Annotated in this window: 13 protein-coding genes; 2 read left to right on the forward strand and 11 right to left on the reverse strand. The window is 65.7% G+C overall.

All coding sequences use genetic code 11. The annotated features are described in order from the left end of the window. Positions 1-55: 55 nt before the first annotated feature. The 10 genes from K5H97_RS03335 to K5H97_RS03380 form a co-directional block, all read right to left on the reverse strand. Positions 56-2,821: a hybrid sensor histidine kinase/response regulator gene (locus K5H97_RS03335; RefSeq protein ID WP_028691280.1), complete on the reverse strand. Its 2,766-nt coding sequence runs from the start codon at positions 2,819-2,821 to the stop codon at positions 56-58. Positions 2,822-2,957: 136 nt separating this feature from the next. After that, a complete protein-coding gene (gene purD / locus K5H97_RS03340) occupies positions 2,958-4,253 on the reverse strand; it encodes a phosphoribosylamine--glycine ligase (protein ID WP_028691279.1) in 1,296 nt (431 codons plus the stop codon). A gap of 182 nt (positions 4,254-4,435) precedes the next feature. Further along, entirely contained in the window at positions 4,436-6,043 is a 1,608-nt protein-coding gene (gene purH / locus K5H97_RS03345) for a bifunctional phosphoribosylaminoimidazolecarboxamide formyltransferase/IMP cyclohydrolase (RefSeq protein ID WP_028691278.1), read from the reverse strand. A gap of 79 nt (positions 6,044-6,122) precedes the next feature. Continuing rightward, on the reverse strand, positions 6,123-6,443 hold the full coding sequence (fis, locus tag K5H97_RS03350; protein ID WP_011535876.1) for a DNA-binding transcriptional regulator Fis: 321 nt from the start codon (positions 6,441-6,443) through the stop codon (positions 6,123-6,125). Then, a complete protein-coding gene (dusB, locus tag K5H97_RS03355; RefSeq protein ID WP_028691277.1) occupies positions 6,440-7,453 on the reverse strand; it encodes a tRNA dihydrouridine synthase DusB in 1,014 nt (337 codons plus the stop codon). The genes fis and dusB overlap by 4 nt, the downstream gene beginning before the upstream one ends. Before the next feature lie 228 nt (positions 7,454-7,681). Beyond that, the gene (locus K5H97_RS03360) at positions 7,682-9,010 is read right to left on the reverse strand and encodes a DUF3426 domain-containing protein (protein ID WP_028691276.1); all 1,329 of its coding nucleotides are present in this window, start codon (positions 9,008-9,010) and stop codon (positions 7,682-7,684) included. A 43-nt stretch (positions 9,011-9,053) separates the two neighbouring features. Next, positions 9,054-9,932: a 50S ribosomal protein L11 methyltransferase gene (gene prmA / locus K5H97_RS03365; protein WP_028691275.1), complete on the reverse strand. Its 879-nt coding sequence runs from the start codon at positions 9,930-9,932 to the stop codon at positions 9,054-9,056. 170 nt (positions 9,933-10,102) lie between these two features. Next, positions 10,103-12,913: an FAD-binding and (Fe-S)-binding domain-containing protein gene (locus K5H97_RS03370; protein WP_028691274.1), complete on the reverse strand. Its 2,811-nt coding sequence runs from the start codon at positions 12,911-12,913 to the stop codon at positions 10,103-10,105. A 71-nt stretch (positions 12,914-12,984) separates the two neighbouring features. After that, positions 12,985-14,130: an FMN-dependent L-lactate dehydrogenase LldD gene (lldD, locus tag K5H97_RS03375; RefSeq protein WP_028691273.1), complete on the reverse strand. Its 1,146-nt coding sequence runs from the start codon at positions 14,128-14,130 to the stop codon at positions 12,985-12,987. 63 nt (positions 14,131-14,193) lie between these two features. Beyond that, positions 14,194-15,864: a lactate permease LctP family transporter gene (locus K5H97_RS03380; protein ID WP_028691272.1), complete on the reverse strand. Its 1,671-nt coding sequence runs from the start codon at positions 15,862-15,864 to the stop codon at positions 14,194-14,196. 260 nt (positions 15,865-16,124) lie between these two features. Here K5H97_RS03380 and K5H97_RS03385 point away from each other — a divergent pair, with 260 nt between their 5' ends. Beyond that, positions 16,125-16,892 (forward strand): FCD domain-containing protein, encoded by a 768-nt coding sequence (locus K5H97_RS03385; protein ID WP_028691271.1) that lies wholly within the window; start codon positions 16,125-16,127, stop codon positions 16,890-16,892. A gap of 113 nt (positions 16,893-17,005) precedes the next feature. Here K5H97_RS03385 and smpB read toward each other — a convergent pair whose 3' ends face one another. Further along, entirely contained in the window at positions 17,006-17,488 is a 483-nt protein-coding gene (gene smpB, locus K5H97_RS03390) for an SsrA-binding protein SmpB (protein WP_011532120.1), read from the reverse strand. A 161-nt stretch (positions 17,489-17,649) separates the two neighbouring features. Between smpB and K5H97_RS03395 the strand changes: the two genes are divergently transcribed. After that, complete coding sequence (locus tag K5H97_RS03395; RefSeq protein WP_028691270.1) at positions 17,650-18,084, forward strand: type II toxin-antitoxin system RatA family toxin; 435 nt, start codon at positions 17,650-17,652, stop codon at positions 18,082-18,084. Positions 18,085-18,122 lie beyond the last annotated feature (38 nt).

An 18,122-nucleotide genomic window follows, 5' to 3' on the forward strand; every position in this document is an offset into this window, starting at 1 on the left:
CGGGATAGGTGGCACCTGTATAGCACGGAACCTGCGGGATGGGCGCGGGCTTCTCTCAGGCCAGCGGGTCAGACACTACCTGACGCTGCCCCGCCCAGAACTGGATCAGCTCACGCAATTGCGACAGCTCCACCGGCTTGGCCATGTGCCCATCCATGCCGGCCAGGCGCGCCCGCTCCTTGTGTTCGTTGAGAATGTGCGCGGTCAGCGCCACCACCGGGGTGCGCGGACGCTGGTTGGCGGTTTCCCAGGCACGCAGCTGCTGGGTGGCTGAGAAGCCGTCGAGTACCGGCATCTCGCAGTCCATCAGCACCAGGTCGTAGTGCCTGGCCTTCATCGCCTGCAGGGCTTCCTCGCCGTTGCTGGCGGTGTCCGGCTCGAGGTTGAGCTTGCCGAGCATGCCGCGGATGACCTTGGTCGAGATGCTGTTGTCCTCGGCCACCAGGATGCGGAAGTCGCCGGGCAGGTCCAATGGCACCGGGCTGCCGGCCGGCAGCGGCGGCGCGGTCTGCTCGCGGCCGCGCAGGGCGAGCTCCTCGGCGAGGGTGGTCTTGAGCGTGTAGCCGGCCACCGGCTTGGCGAGGATGCGCTTGACCCCGGCGTTGCGGGCGATGATCTTGCTCGGCGCATTGCTGATGCCGGTAAGCATGACCACCAGGATATCGTGGTTCAGGCTCGGGTCTTCCTTGATCTTGGCCGCCAGCTGCATGCCGGTCATGCCGGGCATGTTCTGGTCCAGCAGCACCGCGTCGAAGTAGTCGCGCAGGTGCGCCTTGGTACGCAGCAACGCCAGCGCTTCCTTGCCCGACGGCACCGCGCTGACGTTCATGCCCCAGGCGCTGCACTGCTGCACCAGTACCTTGCGGCAGGTATCGTTGTCGTCGACCACCAGCACCCGCGCATCGCGCAAAGGGCTGTCGAGGTCGGTGGCCGGCTGCTCCAGGCGCAGCGGGTCCAGCGGCAGGGTCAGCCACAGGGTGTTGCCCATGCTGGTGCTGGTCTTGATGCCGAACTCGCCTTGCATCAGGCCGATCAGCTGCTTGGCGATCACCAGGCCCAAGTGGCCGCCGAGCTTGTTGCTGGAGAGGAAGTGGCGGCTGTGCAGTTCGGCCTGTAGCAGGGCATCGCGCTCGGCGGGCGGCATGGGCTCGCCGCTGTCCTGCACGGCAATGCGCAAGCGCGGGCTGTCGCCGCGTTGGTCGAGGGCCACCACCAGCAGGATCTCGCCCTGGGTGGTGTTTTTCAGGGCGTTGTCCAGCAGACTCGACAGGGCCTGGCGCAGGCGTGTCGGGTCGCCGCTGACGACCCTGGGCACCTGAGGCTGGGTGAAGCTGATCAACTCGATGTTCTGCTGCTCGGCCTTGGCCCGGAAGATGTTCAGGCAATCCTCGATCAGGGCATTGAGGTCGAACTGCACATCGTCCAGTTCGATCTGCCGCGACTCGAGCTTGGAGATGTCGAGGATTTCGTTGATCAGGGTGAGCAGTTCGTTGCCGGCGCTGTGGATGGTTTGTACGTAGTCGCGCTGTTTAACCGACAGCGGCGTGCCCAGCAGCAGCTCGGTCATGCCCAGCACACCGTTCATGGGGGTGCGGATCTCGTGGCTGATCTTGGCCAGGAACTCGGCCTTGGCGTTGATCTCGGCATCGCTGGCGGCCAGGGCGCGGCTGGCGCGGAAACGCTCCTCGCTGATCCGGCGCAGGCGTTCGCTGACCGCGAGGTTGAGCAGCAGGCCGCTGACCACCGTCAGCGCCATGAGGATGCACAGCAGCCAGGGCGTGGGGGTGCGGGTCAGGCCCAGCAGGGCCGGCAGCAGCACCAGGCCGCCGAGGTTGAATACCAGCATCGCCACGGTGAACAACCGCGCCGGACCGTAGCCCTTGTACCAGTGATAGCTGCTGACCAGCAGCATGCTCAGGCTGCCCAGTGCGAGCAGGGCGTAGGTCATCAGGTTCAGCGGCAGCGTGTCGACGAACAGCAGCACCATGCCGCTGACCGCTGCCACCACCATTTCCATGTGCAGCAGGCGGTTGAGCCGCGCCGAACTGCAGGGAGAGAAGAAATGCAGGGTGAAGTACAGCCCGGCCAGGCCCGCCAGCACCAGGGTCAGGTAGGCCGCCGGCGTTTGCGCGCTGTGCCACAGCTGACTCCACGGGCCAGTGAGATTGAGCAGGATCAGCGCGCTGAGCAGCATCAGGCCGTGGTACAGCGCCAGGACCAGCGTGGTGCTGGAGCGTGAATAGGCGAAGCGGATCAGGTTGTGCAGGATCAGCATCACCAGCCCGCCGAACAGCAGGCCGAACAGCAGCGACTGGCGCTGGTCGGCGGCGGCGTGGGCGGTGGACTCGACGCTGATGGCAGGGCGCAACTGGTGTTCGGAGACCAGTCGCAGGTAGATGTCCAGTGGCTGGCTGCTGTGCGGCAGCGGCAGCACATGGTCCCGGCCGCGCTGGGTCGGGCTCAGGCCATCGCCCTGGCGCCCATGGTGCAACTGGCGCAGCAGCTTGCCGCCTTCGAGGGCGTAGAGGTCCAGGCGCGACAAGTCGGGGGCGAAGATGCGGACCAGTTGCTCCTGGTCGTGCGGTTCCAGGCGATAGTGCAGCCAGAGTGCCTGGTCGGGGAGGGCGGCATCCAGTTCGTCGAGGGCCAGGGGGCTGAACTGGTTGCGGTAACGCTCGGAGCGTACATCGGACAATTGCAGGTTGCCCTGTTCATCGAGCAGCGCCGACCAGCCTGCGGCCTGTTCGGCGTGTGCCGGGAGCAGGCAGAGCAGGGTCAGCAGGCTGACGATCAGGGCTATGGCAATCCGAAGCCGACGCACGACGAAATCCCTTCTTAGCTAATGTGCCGGATAACAACTATGCGCGGCGCGCCAAGGCGAAGGCAAGGCCCCGGCGGGGCCTTGACGACGAGCCGAAGGCCGCGTGCGCGGAGCGCCACGGCCGTTCGGTACCTTTTTACTGCTGGTGCTCACCGCGCTCGCGGGCGATGGCCCGGTAGCCGATGTCGGTGCGGTAGAAGCTGGCGTCCCACTTGACCTGTTCGGCCAGGCGGTAGGCCTGCTGCTGGGCGGCCTCGACGGTGTCGCCCATGGCGGTGGCGCAGAGCACGCGGCCGCCAGCGGTGACCACCTGGCCGTTCTTCAACGCGGTACCGGCGTGGAACACCTTGCCTTCAAGCTTGGCGGCGGCATCCAGGCCGCTGATCGCGGCGCCCTTGGCGTAGTCGCCCGGGTAGCCGCCAGCCGCCAGCACCACGCCCAGGCTCGGACGCGGGTCCCACTGGGCCTCGACCTTGTCCAGGGCCTTGGCGAAGGCGGCTTCGACCAGCAGTACCAGGCTCGACTCCAGGCGCAGCATGACCGGCTGGGTCTCCGGGTCGCCGAAGCGGCAGTTGAACTCGATGACCTTGGGGTTGCCCGCCTTGTCGATCATCAGGCCGGCATACAGGAAGCCGGTGTAGACATTGCCTTCCTCGGCCATGCCGCGCACGGTCGGCCAGATTACCTGGTCCATCACGCGCTGGTGCACGTCGGCGGTGACCACCGGGGCAGGGGAGTAGGCGCCCATGCCACCGGTGTTCGGGCCGGTGTCCTGGTTGCCGACGCGCTTGTGGTCCTGGCTGGTGGCCATGGGCAGCACGTTGTGGCCGTCGACCATGACGATGAAGCTGGCTTCCTCGCCGTCGAGGAACTCTTCGATCACCACCCGCGAACCGGCTTCGCCGAAGGCATTGCCGGCGAGCATGTCGCGCACGGCGTCTTCGGCTTCCTGCAGGGTCATGGCGACGATCACGCCCTTGCCGGCGGCCAGGCCGTCGGCCTTGATCACGATCGGCGCGCCTTTCTCACGCAGGTAGGCCAGGGCCGGCTCGATCTCGGTGAAGTTCTGGTAGTCGGCGGTCGGGATCTTGTGACGGGCCAGGAAATCCTTGGTGAAGGCCTTGGAGCCTTCCAGCTGGGCCGCGCCCTTGGTCGGACCGAAGCAGTCCAGGTTGCGGCTGCGGAACAGGTCGACGACGCCGAGCACCAGCGGCGCTTCCGGGCCGACGATGGTCAGGTCGACGTTGTTCTCGGCGAAGTCGGCCAGTTGCTCCAGGGCGGTGACGTCGATGGCGACGTTCTCGCACTTGGCTTCGGTGGCGGTGCCGGCGTTGCCCGGGGCAACGAAGACTTTCTCGACGCGTGGGTCCTGGGCGACTTTCCAGGCCAGGGCGTGTTCACGACCGCCGCTGCCGATGATCAAAACTTTCATGTCAAAACCTCGAATTCTTTCGGACGGGAGGCAAGGCCTCACGCTGTACGAGGTCGCAATGAAGCAGGTAGATGCAAGGCGGGGCCGGTTCCGATGAGCGGAGTTGCCTTCTGGCAATGAGCATCAGCGGAACCGGCCCCAACGCAGCAGATGCCTGCTTCAGTGCGGCCGATTGCCGTAAATCAGTGGCGGAAGTGGCGCATGCCGGTGAACACCATCGCAATGCCGGCTTCGTCGGCAGCGGCGATAACTTCGGCATCACGCATCGAGCCACCCGGCTGGATCACGGCGCTGATACCCACTTTAGCCGCATTGTCGATGCCGTCGCGGAACGGGAAGAACGCGTCCGAGGCCATCACCGCGCCCTGCACCTGCAGACCGGCGTGCTCGGCCTTGATCGCGGCAATGCGCGCGGAGTTGACGCGGCTCATCTGGCCGGCGCCGACGCCGATGGTCTGGCGGTTCTTGGCGTAGACGATGGCGTTGGACTTGACGAACTTGGCCACTTTCCAGGCGAAGACCAGGTCGTGGACCTCCTGCTCGGTCGGTGCGCGCTGGGTGACGATCTTCAGGTCGTCGGCGCTGATCATGCCGATATCGCGGCTCTGCACCAGCAGGCCACCGTTGACGCGTTTGAAGTCCCAACCGGCGGCGCGCTCGGCTGGCCACTCGCCGCACTCCAGCAGGCGTACGTTCTGCTTGGCGGCCACGACTTCGCGGGCGGCCTGGGAGATTGTCGGGGCGATGATCACTTCGACGAACTGACGTTCGACGATAGCTTTGGCGGTTTCGCCGTCCAGTTCGCGGTTGAAGGCGATGATGCCGCCGAAGGCCGATTCGGTATCGGTGGCGTAGGCCAGGTCATAGGCCTTGCGGATGCCGCCCTCATCTTCAGGCACCACGGCCACGCCGCATGGGTTGGCGTGCTTGACGATGACGCAGGCCGGCTTGACGAAGCTCTTCACGCACTCCAGCGCGGCGTCGGTGTCGGCCACGTTGTTGAACGACAGCTCCTTGCCTTGCAGCTGGATCGCGGTGGAGATGCTGGCCTCGCCCTTCTTGGCCTCGACGTAGAACGCCGCGCTCTGGTGCGGGTTCTCGCCGTAGCGCATTTCCTGGGCTTTGACGAACTGACTGTTGAAGGTGCGCGGGAATTCGCTGCGGCCTTCGGTCGACAGGGTCTGCTTGGCCTGGTCGATGGTGCCCATGTAGTTGGCGATCATGCCGTCGTAGGCGGCAGTGTGCTCGAACGCCTTGAGCATCAGGTCGAAGCGCTGGGCGTAGGTCAGGCCACCGGCCTTGAGGCCCTCGACGATACCGGCGTAGTCACCAGTGTTGACCACGATGGCCACGTCTTTGTGGTTTTTCGCTGCCGAACGGACCATGGTCGGGCCGCCAATGTCGATGTTCTCGATGGCGGTCGGCAGGTCGCAGCCCGGCTTGCTGATGGTGGCTTCGAACGGGTACAGGTTGACCGCGACCAGGTCGATCGGCTTGATGCCGTGCTCGTTCATGATGGCGTCGTCGGTGCCGCGACGGCCGAGGATGCCGCCGTGGATCTTCGGATGCAGGGTCTTGACCCGGCCGTCCATCATTTCGGCGAAGCCGGTGTAATCGGCCACTTCCACCGCGCTCACGCCATTGTCCTTGAGCAGCTTGTAGGTGCCGCCGGTGGACAGGATCTCGACACCGAGCTGTTGCAGCTCACGGGCGAATTCGAGGATACCGGTCTTGTCGGAGACGCTGATCAGGGCGCGGCGGATCGGCAGGCGGGTAGTCTGGTCGGTCATTTCAGATTCCATAACGCGGTGGAGTCAGCAAAAAAGGCGCCTCTTTGCATGAGCGCCTTTTCTGGTTGGGGTTCTGGCCTTACAACAGATCGTACTGCTTGAGCTTCTTGCGCAGCGTGCCTCGGTTGAGTCCGAGCATCTCGCTGGCCTTGGTCTGGTTGCCCTTGACGTAGTTCATCACGCATTCGAGCAAGGGCGCCTCGACTTCCGAGAGCACCAGGTTGTACACGTCCGTGACGGTAGCGCCTTCCAGGTGGGCGAAGTAGTTGTGCAGCGCCTTCTCGACGCTGTCGCGCAGGGTCTGGCCCTCCTCGCTCGGCGTGTTCAGGTGCTGCTTGAGGTTGGCGTTGTCGCTCACGGGCGTTGTTCCACTCACTAATGTCTCGGTCATCATCGTCATGCGGCCACCCCTTGTTCGTCCTCTGTCCCAAGGCTCTGTCGACGTTCGGCGAAAAACGCCTGAACGTTGGCGCACTGCGCTTGTGTGTCTTCCAAAGCGTTGAACCGGCTGCGGAACTCCTTGCCGCCGGGTCGGGTCGCCAGGTACCAGCCCACGTGCTTGCGGGCGATACGCACGCCCATCACATCGCCGTAGAAGGCGTGCAGCGCAGCCAGGTGCTCCAGCAGAATGCGTTCCACTTCGTCCAGCGCCGGTGCGGGCAAATGCTCGCCCGTGCGCAGGTAATGCTCGATCTCGCGGAAAATCCACGGCCGCCCCTGGGCGGCACGGCCGATCAGCAGGCCGTCGGCACCGGTGGCGTGCAGCACCGCCCGGGCCTTTTCCGGCGAGGTGATGTCGCCGTTGGCAAATACCGGGATCGACACCGCCTGCTTGATCGCGGCGATGGTGTCGTACTCGGCGTCACCGGTGTACAGGTCGGCGCGTGTGCGGCCATGCACCGCCAGCGCCTGGATGCCGGCCTGTTCGGCGATCTTCGCCACATTCAGGCCGTTCTTGCTCGCCCGGTCCCAGCCGGTGCGGATCTTCAGCGTCACCGGGACGTCCACGGCGCCGACGACGGCGTGGAGGATCTCGGTGACCAAGGCTTCATCTCTCAATAAAGCAGAGCCTGCGGCCTTGTTGCAGACTTTTTTCGCTGGGCAACCCATGTTGATGTCGATGATCTGGGCGCCGGCCTCGACGTTGGCCCGGGCCGCCTCGGCCATCATCTGCGCGTCGCCGCCGGCGATCTGCACCGAGCGCGGCTCGGGATCACCTTCGTGGATGCGGCGCAGGCTCGACTTGCGGCTGTTCCACAGGCGCATGTCGCTGGAGACCATCTCGGAGACCACCATGCCCGCCCCGAGGCGTTTGCACAGGGTGCGAAAAGGCTGGTCCGTGACGCCGGCCATGGGAGCCAGGATCAGGTTGTTCTGCAGTGTGTAAGGGCCGATGCGTACCGCCGACATAGGTGTTCCCTGTTGTGGGGCCGAATCATTGGAGTTCGAAAAAGGGATGGCATGATACCCGCTCTCGATGACCGGATAAAGATGAATCTGGATAAAATCTGAACAGTTGCGGCGTTATGACCGATGCCGCGGGTACTGGAAATTCAGCACGTTGCGCTGAACCTGGGGCCGCTTTGCGGCCCGTTCGCAACGCTGGCAAGCCAGTAGGGCGGGCTTGCCGCCGGTCGCTTATTCCGGCGAGCGGAAGCTCAGGCTGTAGTTCACCGCCTTCGGCCCCGGGTCGAGGATGTCCAGGGCGATATGGATCGGCGTTTGGCTGGGCATCTCGCCGCGGCCGGCCAGTTCGCCCGACAGGTATTCGCTGGGCTTGAAGCGCCGGCTGGCGATCAGCTGGCCGTTGAGGTCGGCGAAGCGCAGTTCCAGCAAGGGGAAGGGCTGGGCGAAGGGGGCACGGTTGTAGATGATCGCGTCGACGATCAGCGCGCCCTTGAAGTCCGGGTGGCTGCGCACCACCAGATTGCTGCTCTTGATCCGCGAGATGTCCACGCGGGTCGGCACCTGGCAGCCGAGCGCCGGACACAGTTGCTGGAACCAGGGGCGGTACTGGTCCTGGCGGGCCATCTCGTCGAAGTGGAACCAGACGTACTGGAACGCCAGCAGGGCGGCGGCCAGCAGCGTCAGGAAGCTCCACAGCAGGCGCTTGCCCCAGTTCGGCGCGGGCTTTTCCCAGTCCAGCTGCAACGGATCGTCGACCACATTGACCAGCGGCTCCTTGCGCGTGCGCTCGGGCTTGATCGCCAGGCTCGGCTCCAGGCGCTGCCCGTGCTGTTCATCGGGCTCCTCGTCGCGGGCCGAGAGCGGCTCGCTGCGGACCTCGTCGTCCAGCGCCGACAGCCCCTTTTGCGGAACCGGCTCGTCGTTGACGGACAACCGCTCCAGTGGCTCGTCGAGGTCGTCGGCCGGTGGCTGGTGGCGCACCGGCGGTTCGTCGTCCAGGTCGAGATCGGCGTTGCCGAGCGTCGGTTCGGTGCGTTCGTCGGCCGCGGCTTCCAGGTCCAGCGGTTCCTGTTCGACCAGTACCGGCGCTTCCTCGCGCACCTGTGCGGGCGTCAGGTCGTCATCGGTGGCCGTGCCGAACAGTTCATCGCCATGTCCATCGCCGACTTGCTCATCGCGACGGGCTTGCAGCACGCTCTGCGCCGCGCCGCGCCGGTCACCCGGGCTGCGTCGTTCAAGGCGCGCCAGTTCCTGGTCGAGGTCGAGGGCGTCCAGTTCCTCGGCGGTGACGCTCCAGTTGTCGTCGCCCGGTGCCGGGGTTTCGGCCGCCGGCTCGGCTGCCGTGGCCACCGGTGCGACCGGCTCGGCCACGGCGGGCGGTGCCTCGGCGCGGCCTTCGGCGGTGGCGGCGCGGTTCTGCTCCAGCAGCTGTTTCGCCGCGTTGAACACCTGCAGGCAATGGCCGCAACGCACCACGCCGCGGGCCACGCTCAACTGGTGATGGGTGACGCGAAAGCTGGTCTGGCAATGCGGGCACTGGGTGACGAAACTGTCGGTCATGCGGCTGTCCGGGGAGCTGTGCAGGAAATGAGTCTAGGCGCGCTTAGCGGCGGCGACCACTGATACGTACCCAGCCGTCGCGCACGACGATCGGGTCCAGGTCGAAGTCGGCCGTATAGGCGGCGGCCACTTCCTCGCCTTGTTCGGCAAGGATGCCCGACAGCGCCAGCAGGCCTCCGGGCCGCACCAGGCCGGACAGTTGCGGCGCCAGCGAGACCAGCGGGCCGGCCAGGATATTGGCCACCAGCACGTCGGCCTGCATGGCCGGCATCTGCTCGGGCAGGTGCAGGGCGAACCGCGCGTCGGCGATACCGTTGCGCTGGGCATTGTCGCGCGAGGCTTCGAGCGCCTGCACGTCGATGTCGGTGCCGACCGCCTCGCGGGCGCCCAGCAGCAGCGCGGCGATGGCGAGGATGCCCGAGCCGCAGCCGAAGTCCAGCACCTGCGTGCCTTCCAGTTGCTGGCCGTCAAGCCATTCCAGGCACAGCGCGGTGGTTGGGTGGGTGCCGGTGCCGAACGCCAGGCCCGGGTCGAGCAGCAGATTGACGGCGTCCTTTTCAGGGGCTTCGTGCCAGCTCGGCACGATCCACAGGCGCTGGCCGAAGCGCATGGGCTGGAAGTTGTCCATCCAGCTGCGTTCCCAGTCCTGGTCCTCGATCACCTCGGCGTGGTGCTCGGGCAGCTCGGCGCCGGTCAGCAGGCGCAGGTGGGCGAACACCTGTTCGGGCTCGGCATCGGCCTCGAACAGCGCCAGCAGGTGCGTGTGCGACCACAGCGGGGTGGTGTTGAGGTCCGGTTCGAAGATCGGTTGGTCTTCGGCGTCCATGAAAGTCACCGAGACGGCGCCTACTTCGAGCAGGGCATCTTCGTAGGTTTCGGCTTGTTCCGGGCTGATGGCCAGGCGTACTTGCAGCCAGGGCATGGCGGGCACCTTTGGTAAATCGACAGGGGCAGCCCGAGGCTGCGCGAAAAGGCCGCCAGTTTACTTGAGTGCGGGGGCTTTGTGCAGGACGCAGTTGTGGGGCCGTAATTAACCGGTGCCATCGCCGGGCTAGCCCGCTCCCACGGGAGAGCGCGGGGCAGCCCTGCGGTTCAGAGGCTTCGCGCGCGGGTAACCCGGTCGACTAGGTACACCAGGCCGTGATAGTCGATGCCGCTGTGGCTCGACAGGCCGATTTCGCAGGTGCGGCTGGTGGAGATCCCTTCGCTGCAATACTGCACGGCGTCCTTGAGTGTGCGCAGGGAGTGGGCGTTGAGCTCCGGGGTGGTGAAGCCCTTGTCGCCGGCGAAGCCGCAGCAATGGATGCCCTCGGGGATCACCACCTGCCGGCTGCAGCGGCGCGCCAGGTCGATCAGCGCCTGGCTTTCACCCAGGTGCTGGGTGCTGCAGGTCACGTGCACCGCCACCGGCTCGTCCTGGGGGGTGAACTCCAGCCTGTCGACCAGGTGGGTGCGGATGAAGCGCACCGGGTCGTACAGGTCCAGCCGCGACTCGCCCAGGTCCTGCACCAGGCGCAGGGTGCAGGGACTGGTGTCGCAGTAGATCGGGTCGAGGCCGCCGCGGCTGGCGTGCAGCAGGGCGTTGATCAACTCCTGGCGCTTGTGCTCGGCCTGCTCGGGGTAGCCCTTGGAGGCGAACGGCTGGCCGCAGCACAGGCTGTCGGCGTTGTCCGGGAATACCACCTGGTAGCCGGCCTTTTCCAGCAGGGCGCGGGTCTTGTCCAGCAGCGAGCTCTGTTCGCGGTCGGCGTAGGCCGGGCCCATCACTCGCGACACGCAGGCGGCCAGGTAGACGACCCTTGGTCGGGCATCGTGGCTCGGCGCGGGGAAGTCGATGGCGCGCAGCGGCTGCGGCATGGCGGGCGTCCACTGCGGCAGGCGGCCCTTGCTGGCCCTGCTCAGGCTGGCGCTGAGGCGGCTCATGCGTGGAGCGCCGAGCAGCCTGCGCGCGCCATTGGCGGCGGCCAGGGTGAAGCGGGCGCCGCGCAGGGTGGTGTGGAAATGCTCGGCCAGCCAGTCGGCGGCCTTGCCGTGCTCAGCGGCCTGGCCGCGCAGCTTCTTCACCAGCTCGCCGGTATTGATGCCCACCGGGCAACGCTGGGCGCACAGGCCCGTGGCGGCGCAGGTGTCGATACCTTGGTACTGATAGGTGCGCAGCAGTTCGCGGGTGTCGACGCCGGCGCGCTTCCTCGCCTGGATGTCGCGCCACATGACGATGCGCTGGCGTGGGCTCAAGGTCAGCCCTTTCGATGGGCACACCGGCTCGCAGAACCCGCACTCGATGCATTTGTCGACGATCTCGTCGGCGGCCGGCAGCGGCTTGAGGTTCTTCAGGTGGATGTCAGGATCCTCACTCAGCACCACATCGGGGTTGAGGATGCCGTTCGGGTCGAGCAGGCGCTTGAGCTGCCACATCAGCTGGTAGGCGTCGTTGCCCCATTCCAGCTCGACGAACGGCGCCATGTTGCGCCCGGTGCCGTGCTCGGCCTTGAGTGAGCCGCCGAACTCCACCGCCACCAATTGCGCCACATCGTCCATGAACGCCTGGTAGCGCGCCACTTCTTCGGCATTGTTGAAACCCTGGGTGAAGACGAAGTGCAGGTTGCCTTCCAGGGCGTGACCGAAAATGATCGCCTCGTCGTACCGGTGCTTGTCGAACAGCTGGATCAGGCGGTTGACGCCTTCGGCCAGTTGCTTGATGGGGAAGGTAACGTCCTCGATGATCACCGTGGTGCCGGTCTGGCGCACTGCACCGACGGCGGGGAAGGTGTCTTTGCGAATCTTCCACAGCTGGTTGTACACCGCCGGGTCTTCGCTGAAGGCGACCTTCTGCTCCAGCGGGAACTCGGCGATGGCTGCCATCACCTGGTCGAGCTGCTCGTGCAGCAGGCTCTGGCTGGCGGCGCGGGACTCGATCAGCAGGGCGCAGGCGTTGTCGGAAAGGCCTCTCACCCATGCCGGCATGCCAGGCATCTCTTGCACCGAACGCAGGCTGCGGCGGTCGAGCAGCTCCACGGCGGACACCGGTTGCGGCTTGAGCAGGGTCACCGCTCGGCAGCAGCTTTCGACGCTCGGAAACACCAGCAGCGCGCTGGCCTTGTGCGGATGGTCGGGCACGGTGTCGTAGGTGACGGCGCTGATGAAACCGAGGGTGCCTTCGGAACCCACCAGAAGATGCTGCAGGATGTCGAGCGGCTGGTCGTAGTCCACCAGCGCGTTGAGCGACAGGCCCGTGGTGTTCTTCAATCGGTACTTGTGGCGGATGCGATCGGCCAGCTCGGTGTTGGCGCGGGTCTCGCGACCAAGGCGCGCGAGTTCATCCAGCAGGCCGGCGTGGCTTTGCTCGAACGCGGCAACACTGGCCGGGTCCTCGCTGTCCAGGCGGGTGCCGTCGGCCAGCACCAGGCGCAGGCCGGCAAGGGTGTGGTAGGTGTTCTGCGCGGTGCCGCAGCACATGCCGCTGGCGTTGTTGGCGACGATGCCGCCGATCTTGCAGGCGTTGATCGAGGCCGGGTCCGGGCCGATCTTGCGCCCGAAGGGTGCGAGCCAGGCGTTGGCCTGGGCACCGATTACCCCGGGCTGCAGACGGATCTGCGTGCCCTGGCCGCGAATCTCCCGGCCGTTCCAGTTGTCGCCGAGCACGATCAGCACCGAGTCGCTGATGGCCTGGCCCGACAGGCTAGTGCCGGCGGCGCGGAACGTCACGGGTACCCGGTCACGCTGGGCCAACTGGAGCAGGGCGACCACTTCGTCCTCGGATTCCACGCGCACCACCAGCTTGGGAATCAGTCGGTAGAAACTGGCGTCGGTACCGAACGCCAAGGTCGAGGTCGGGTCGTCGAAGCGGCGTTCGGCAGGGATCAGGCGCTCGGCATCACGCAGGAACGCGGCGGGCAGGCTCATGCAGTCTCCTCGCGGGGTCGCGGCGTCTTGTGCGCGGCGTGCCCCGGGTAATCAGGCGTTGGCGGGCGCGCTCAGGCGCCCAGTTCGCGGACCAGCGAGTCGCGGGTGATCTCGCCGATGGACTTGGCGCCAGTCAGCACCATGGCCACGCGCATTTCTTTCTCGAACAGCGCCAGCAGGTTCTTCACGCCCGCTTCGCCATGGGTGGCCAGGGCATAAAGGAAGGCGCGGCCGATCAGCACGGTATCGGCGCCCAGGGCGACCATGCGCACTACGTCCAGGCCGTTGCGGATTCCGGAGTCGGCGAGGATCTTGATGTCGCCCTTCACCGCGTCGGCGATCGCCGGCAGGGCGCGGGCGCTGGACAGCACGCCGTCGAGCTGGCGGCCACCGTGGTTGGAGACGACGATGCCGTCGGCGCCGAACTTGACCGCGTCGCGGGCGTCATCGGCGTCGAGTATGCCTTTGATGATCATCGGGCCGTCCCAGAATTCGCGGATCCACTCCAGGTCTTTCCAGGAGATGGACGGGTCGAAATTGTTGCCCAGCCAGCCGATGTAGTCGGCCAGGCCCGTAGGGTTGCCCCGGTATTTGGAGATGTTGCCCAGGTCATGGGGGCGGCCGAGCAGGCCGACATCCAGCGCCCACTGCGGGTGAGTCATGGCCTGCCACATGCGGCGCAGCGGCGCGTTCGGGCCGCTCATGCCGGAGTGGGCATCTCGGTAGCGGGCGCCGGGCACGGGCATGTCGACGGTGAACACCAGGGTCTTCACGCCGGCCGCCTTGGCGCGCTCCAAGGCGTTGCGCATGAAGCCACGGTCTTTCAGTACATACAGCTGGAACCACATCGGCCGGTCGATGGCCGGGGCCACCTCTTCGATCGGGCACACCGATACCGTGGACATGGTGAATGGGATGCCGTGGGCCGCCGCCGCGCGCGCCGCCTGCACTTCGCCACGGCGGGCGTACATGCCGGTGAGGCCGACCGGGGCCAGGGCCACAGGCATGCTCAGGGTTTCGTCGAACAGCCGGGTCTCCAGGCTCAGGTCCGACATGTTCTTCAGCACGCGCTGACGCAGGGCGATGCTGGCCAGGTCCGAGACGTTGTGGCGCAGGGTGTGCTCGGCGTAGGCGCCGCCGTCGGCGTAGTGGAAGAGGAAGGGGGGCAGCTTGCGTTGGGCCGCGGCGCGATAGTCGGTGGAGGCGGAAATGATCATGGATTCTCGCAGCGTGGGTTGAAGGCGGTGCCGGGCGCTGGTCGGCGCCCGGGCCCTTTCACTTTAGTGATGAACCAGCATGCCGGTCAGCCAATAGGCCTGGATCAGGGTGATCAGGCCGACGATGGTGGCGAAGAACAGGCTGTGCTTGACGGTGAAGCGGAACAGGTCGGATTCCTTGCCGACCAGGCCGGTGGCGGCGCAGGCCACGGCGATCGACTGCGGCGAGATCATCTTGCCGGTTACGCCGCCGCTGGTGTTGGCCGCCACCAGCAGGGTGTCGTTGACCCCGATCTGGTGCGCGGTGGTGGCCTGCAACGAGCTGAACAGGGCGTTGGACGAGGTGTCGGAACCGGTCAGGAACACGCCCAGCCAGCCCAGGAACGGCGAGAAGAACGGGAAGGCGGCGCCCGTGCCGGCCAGCACCAGAGCCATGGTCGAAGACATGCCCGAGTAGTTGGTGACGAAGGCGAAGGCCAGCACCATGCCGATCGACAGGATTGGCCAGCGCAGTTCCCAGAAGGTCTCCTTGAAAGTGGTCAGACCAGTTTTGAAGTTGATCTTCAATACCCACATCGAGATCAGCGCCGAGAGGAAGATCGCGGTGCCGGTGGCGGAGATCGGGTCGAGCTTGAACACCGCCGGCATGGCGGTCGGCGCGGTGACGATCGGCGCGGTCTTGATCACCAACTGGTCGAGGTGCGGGATGGCGAAGTTGAACACGAAGTTGTACATCGCGCCGCCCGGGGCGAAGGCCGCCTTGAACGGCTTCAGGGTCCAGATCGTGACCAGCACGGTCAGGATCAGGAACGGCGACCAGGCCTTGAAGATCTCGCCGAAGCTGTATGGCGAAGGCTGGCTGCCACCCGATTGCACGACGGCGGCGCCGACGCTGCCCTTGGCTTCGGCGAACGAGCGCTTGGGCTGCCAGACCTTGAGGAACAGGGTCAGGGCGATCAGGCTGGCCAGGGCAGAGGTGATGTCCGGCAGCTCCGGGCCGATGAAGTTGGAGGTGAAGTACTGGGTGACGGCGAAGCTCAGGCCGGCCACCAGGGCGGCGGGCCAGGTCTCTTTCACGCCGCGCACGCCGTCCATCATGAACACCAGCCAGAACGGCACGAACAGCGACAGCAGCGGCAGCTGGCGGCCAGTCATGGCGCCGATGTGGAAGGCGTCGATACCGGTCACTTGCCCGGCGACGATGATCGGGATGCCCAGGGCACCGAAGGCCACTGGCGCGGTGTTGGCGATCAGGCACAGGCCGGCGGCGTACAGCGGGTTGAAGCCCAGGCCCACCAGCAGCGCGGCGGTGATGGCCACCGGGGCGCCGAAGCCGGCCGCGCCTTCGAGGAAGGCACCGAAGCAGAAGCCGATCAGCAGCACTTGCAGACGCTGGTCGTCGGTGATCGACAGCACCGAGCTGCGAATCACCTCGAACTGGCCGCTCTTGACCGTGAGCTTGTAGAGGAATACCGCAGCGACGATGATCCAGGCAATCGGCCACAGGCCGTAGAGGAAGCCATAACCCGCGGCGGCCAGGGCCATGTCGACAGGCATCTGGAAGGCGAAGATCGCCACCAGGATCGACAGCGCGAGGGTGATGCTGCCGGCGACGTGGCCCTTGAGGCGGAACACGGCAAGGGCGAGGAAGAAGAATACGATGGGGATGACCGCCGCCAGCGCGGACAGGCCTAGGCTACCAAGCGGAGTATAGAGTTGTTGCCAGGTTTGCATATGGGGTGGCCCCTAATTGTTGTTGGTCAAGGCTCTGGCATTGGATAATTGGTAATACCAATTTACAATGGCTGGGCGCTAGGTTAAGAGCGCCGCGCAGGGTGTGTCAATTTGTCCTGTGGAAAACTTTGGTCGGATGCCGATGAGCGGGCATCTGAGCGGCAGGGAAAATCGCCGCCTGATGGGTGTCGGCGCCGGCCGGATAGGCGCAGAATAGGCGCCCCCGGATTCGCATCCCCGGGGTTCGTGGAGAGCAAGCAATGGTTTTTGATCAGGTCCGTCAGCGGCGCCTGTCCGACGACATCGTCGACCGGTTGGAAGGGATGATTCTCGAGGGCACGCTGACTTCGGGGCAGCGCCTTCCCGCCGAGCGCGTCCTGGCCGAGCAGTTCGGCGTGTCTCGTCCGTCACTGCGCGAGGCCATCCAGAAGCTGGTGGCAAAGGGGCTGCTGGTCAGCCGTCAGGGTGGCGGCAACTATGTGGCCGAAGCCCTGGGTTCCACCTTCAGCGACCCGCTGTTGCAGCTGTTGGAGCGCAATCCGGAGGCTCAGCGCGACTTGCTGGAGTTCCGTCATACATTGGAGGCGTCATGCGCCTACTACGCGGCCCAGCGTGCTACCGAGCCTGATCGCGAGCGTTTGAAGACGGCGTTCGATGCGCTGCAGGATTGCTACAGCCGTGTCGGCGAGGTGGACCGGGTGGAGGAGGGCGCGGCCGATGCGCGTTTCCACCTGGCCATTGCAGAAGCCAGTCACAACGCTGTGCTGCTGCATACCATCCGCGGCTTGTTCGACCTGCTCAAGCGCAACGTGGTGACCAACATCGGCGGCATGTACCAGCAGCGCACGGAGACCCGCGACATGCTGATCAGTCAGCATCGCGAGTTGTACCTGGCGATTGTCGAGGGGCGGGCGGACGATGCGCGGGAGGTGTCGAGCCGGCACATCCTGTATGTGCAGGAGGTGCTGCAGGAGGCGCAGCAGGAGGCCCAGCGGGTGGCCCGGGCGGAGCGGCGCAGCGGGCGCTGAGAGGCGGCGTACGCGGTTCTTGTGGGAGCGGCCACCACTCAAGATCGTCGGGGCTGCTTCGCAGTCCTATCGCGACACGAGGCCGCCCCTACAGTGACCGAGCAGGGCAGGAATTATTCTTCCTTGCCCTTGTTGCGCATCGTGCGTTGCAGCTCGCGGTTGGAGTCGCGTTCGCGCACGGTGTCGCGCTTGTCGAACTCCTTCTTGCCCTTGCCGAGCGCGATTTCGCACTTGATCAGGTGCTTGCTCCAGTACAGCGACATCGCCACGCAGGTGTAGCCCTTCTGCGCCACGGCCGCTTCCAGGCGCTCCAGCTCGCGCTTGTTCAGCAGCAGCTTGCGGGTGCGGATCGGGTCGGCGATGACGTGGGTGCTGGCGGTTGTCAGCGGGGTGATGTGGCTGCCGAACAGCCAGGCTTCGCCATCCTTGAGCAGCACGTAGCTGTCGGTCAGGTGCGCCTTGCCGGCCCGCAGGCTCTTTACTTCCCAGCCGGACAGGACCAGCCCGGCCTCGAACTTGTGTTCGATGAAGTAATCGTGTCGCGCCTTCTTGTTCTGCGCGATGGTCCCGGTCGGATGTTTCTTTTGCTTAGCCATAGGGGCGGCATTATAGGGAGAGTCCGCGTCCTCGGCTATGGGGTTTAGGTGCGCTTGAGCCAGTTGTGTGAATCCCGGACAATACAGGCCTCGTTCTGCCACACAGAACCGTATTCGAGGCGCTGCGACGCGCCGCCGCCCAGATTGGAAGTGACGCCTGGATGACTACCCATATTCAACGCTCCGCCCTGCTGCCGTTCCCTGCCCAGGCGCTCTACGACCTGGTCAATGATGTGGCCAGCTACCCGGAGTTCCTGCCCTGGTGCTCGGCTTCCACCGTGCTCGAGGCCAGCGACACGCACATGCGGGCCAGGCTGGAAGTGGCCAAGGGCGGTATGAGCCAGCAGTTCACCACGCGCAATGTGCTGGTGCCGGGCCAGTCGATCGAAATGAACCTGGAAGATGGGCCGTTCACCCAGCTGCACGGTTTGTGGGTGTTCAAGCCGCTGGGCGAGAAGGCCTGCAAGATCAGCCTCGACCTGTCGTTCGATTATGCCGGCGCCCTGGTGCGGGCGACACTGGGGCCATTGTTCAATCAGGCGGCCAATACCATGGTCGATGCGTTTTGCCAGCGTGCCAAGCAGATCAATGGCTGATTAGGGCTCGTGGTCTGATCCGCAGGCTTTTCGACAGC

Origin of the sequence: Pseudomonas mosselii (assembly GCF_019823065.1) — a bacterium.
Lineage (GTDB): Bacteria > Pseudomonadota > Gammaproteobacteria > Pseudomonadales > Pseudomonadaceae > Aquipseudomonas > Aquipseudomonas mosselii.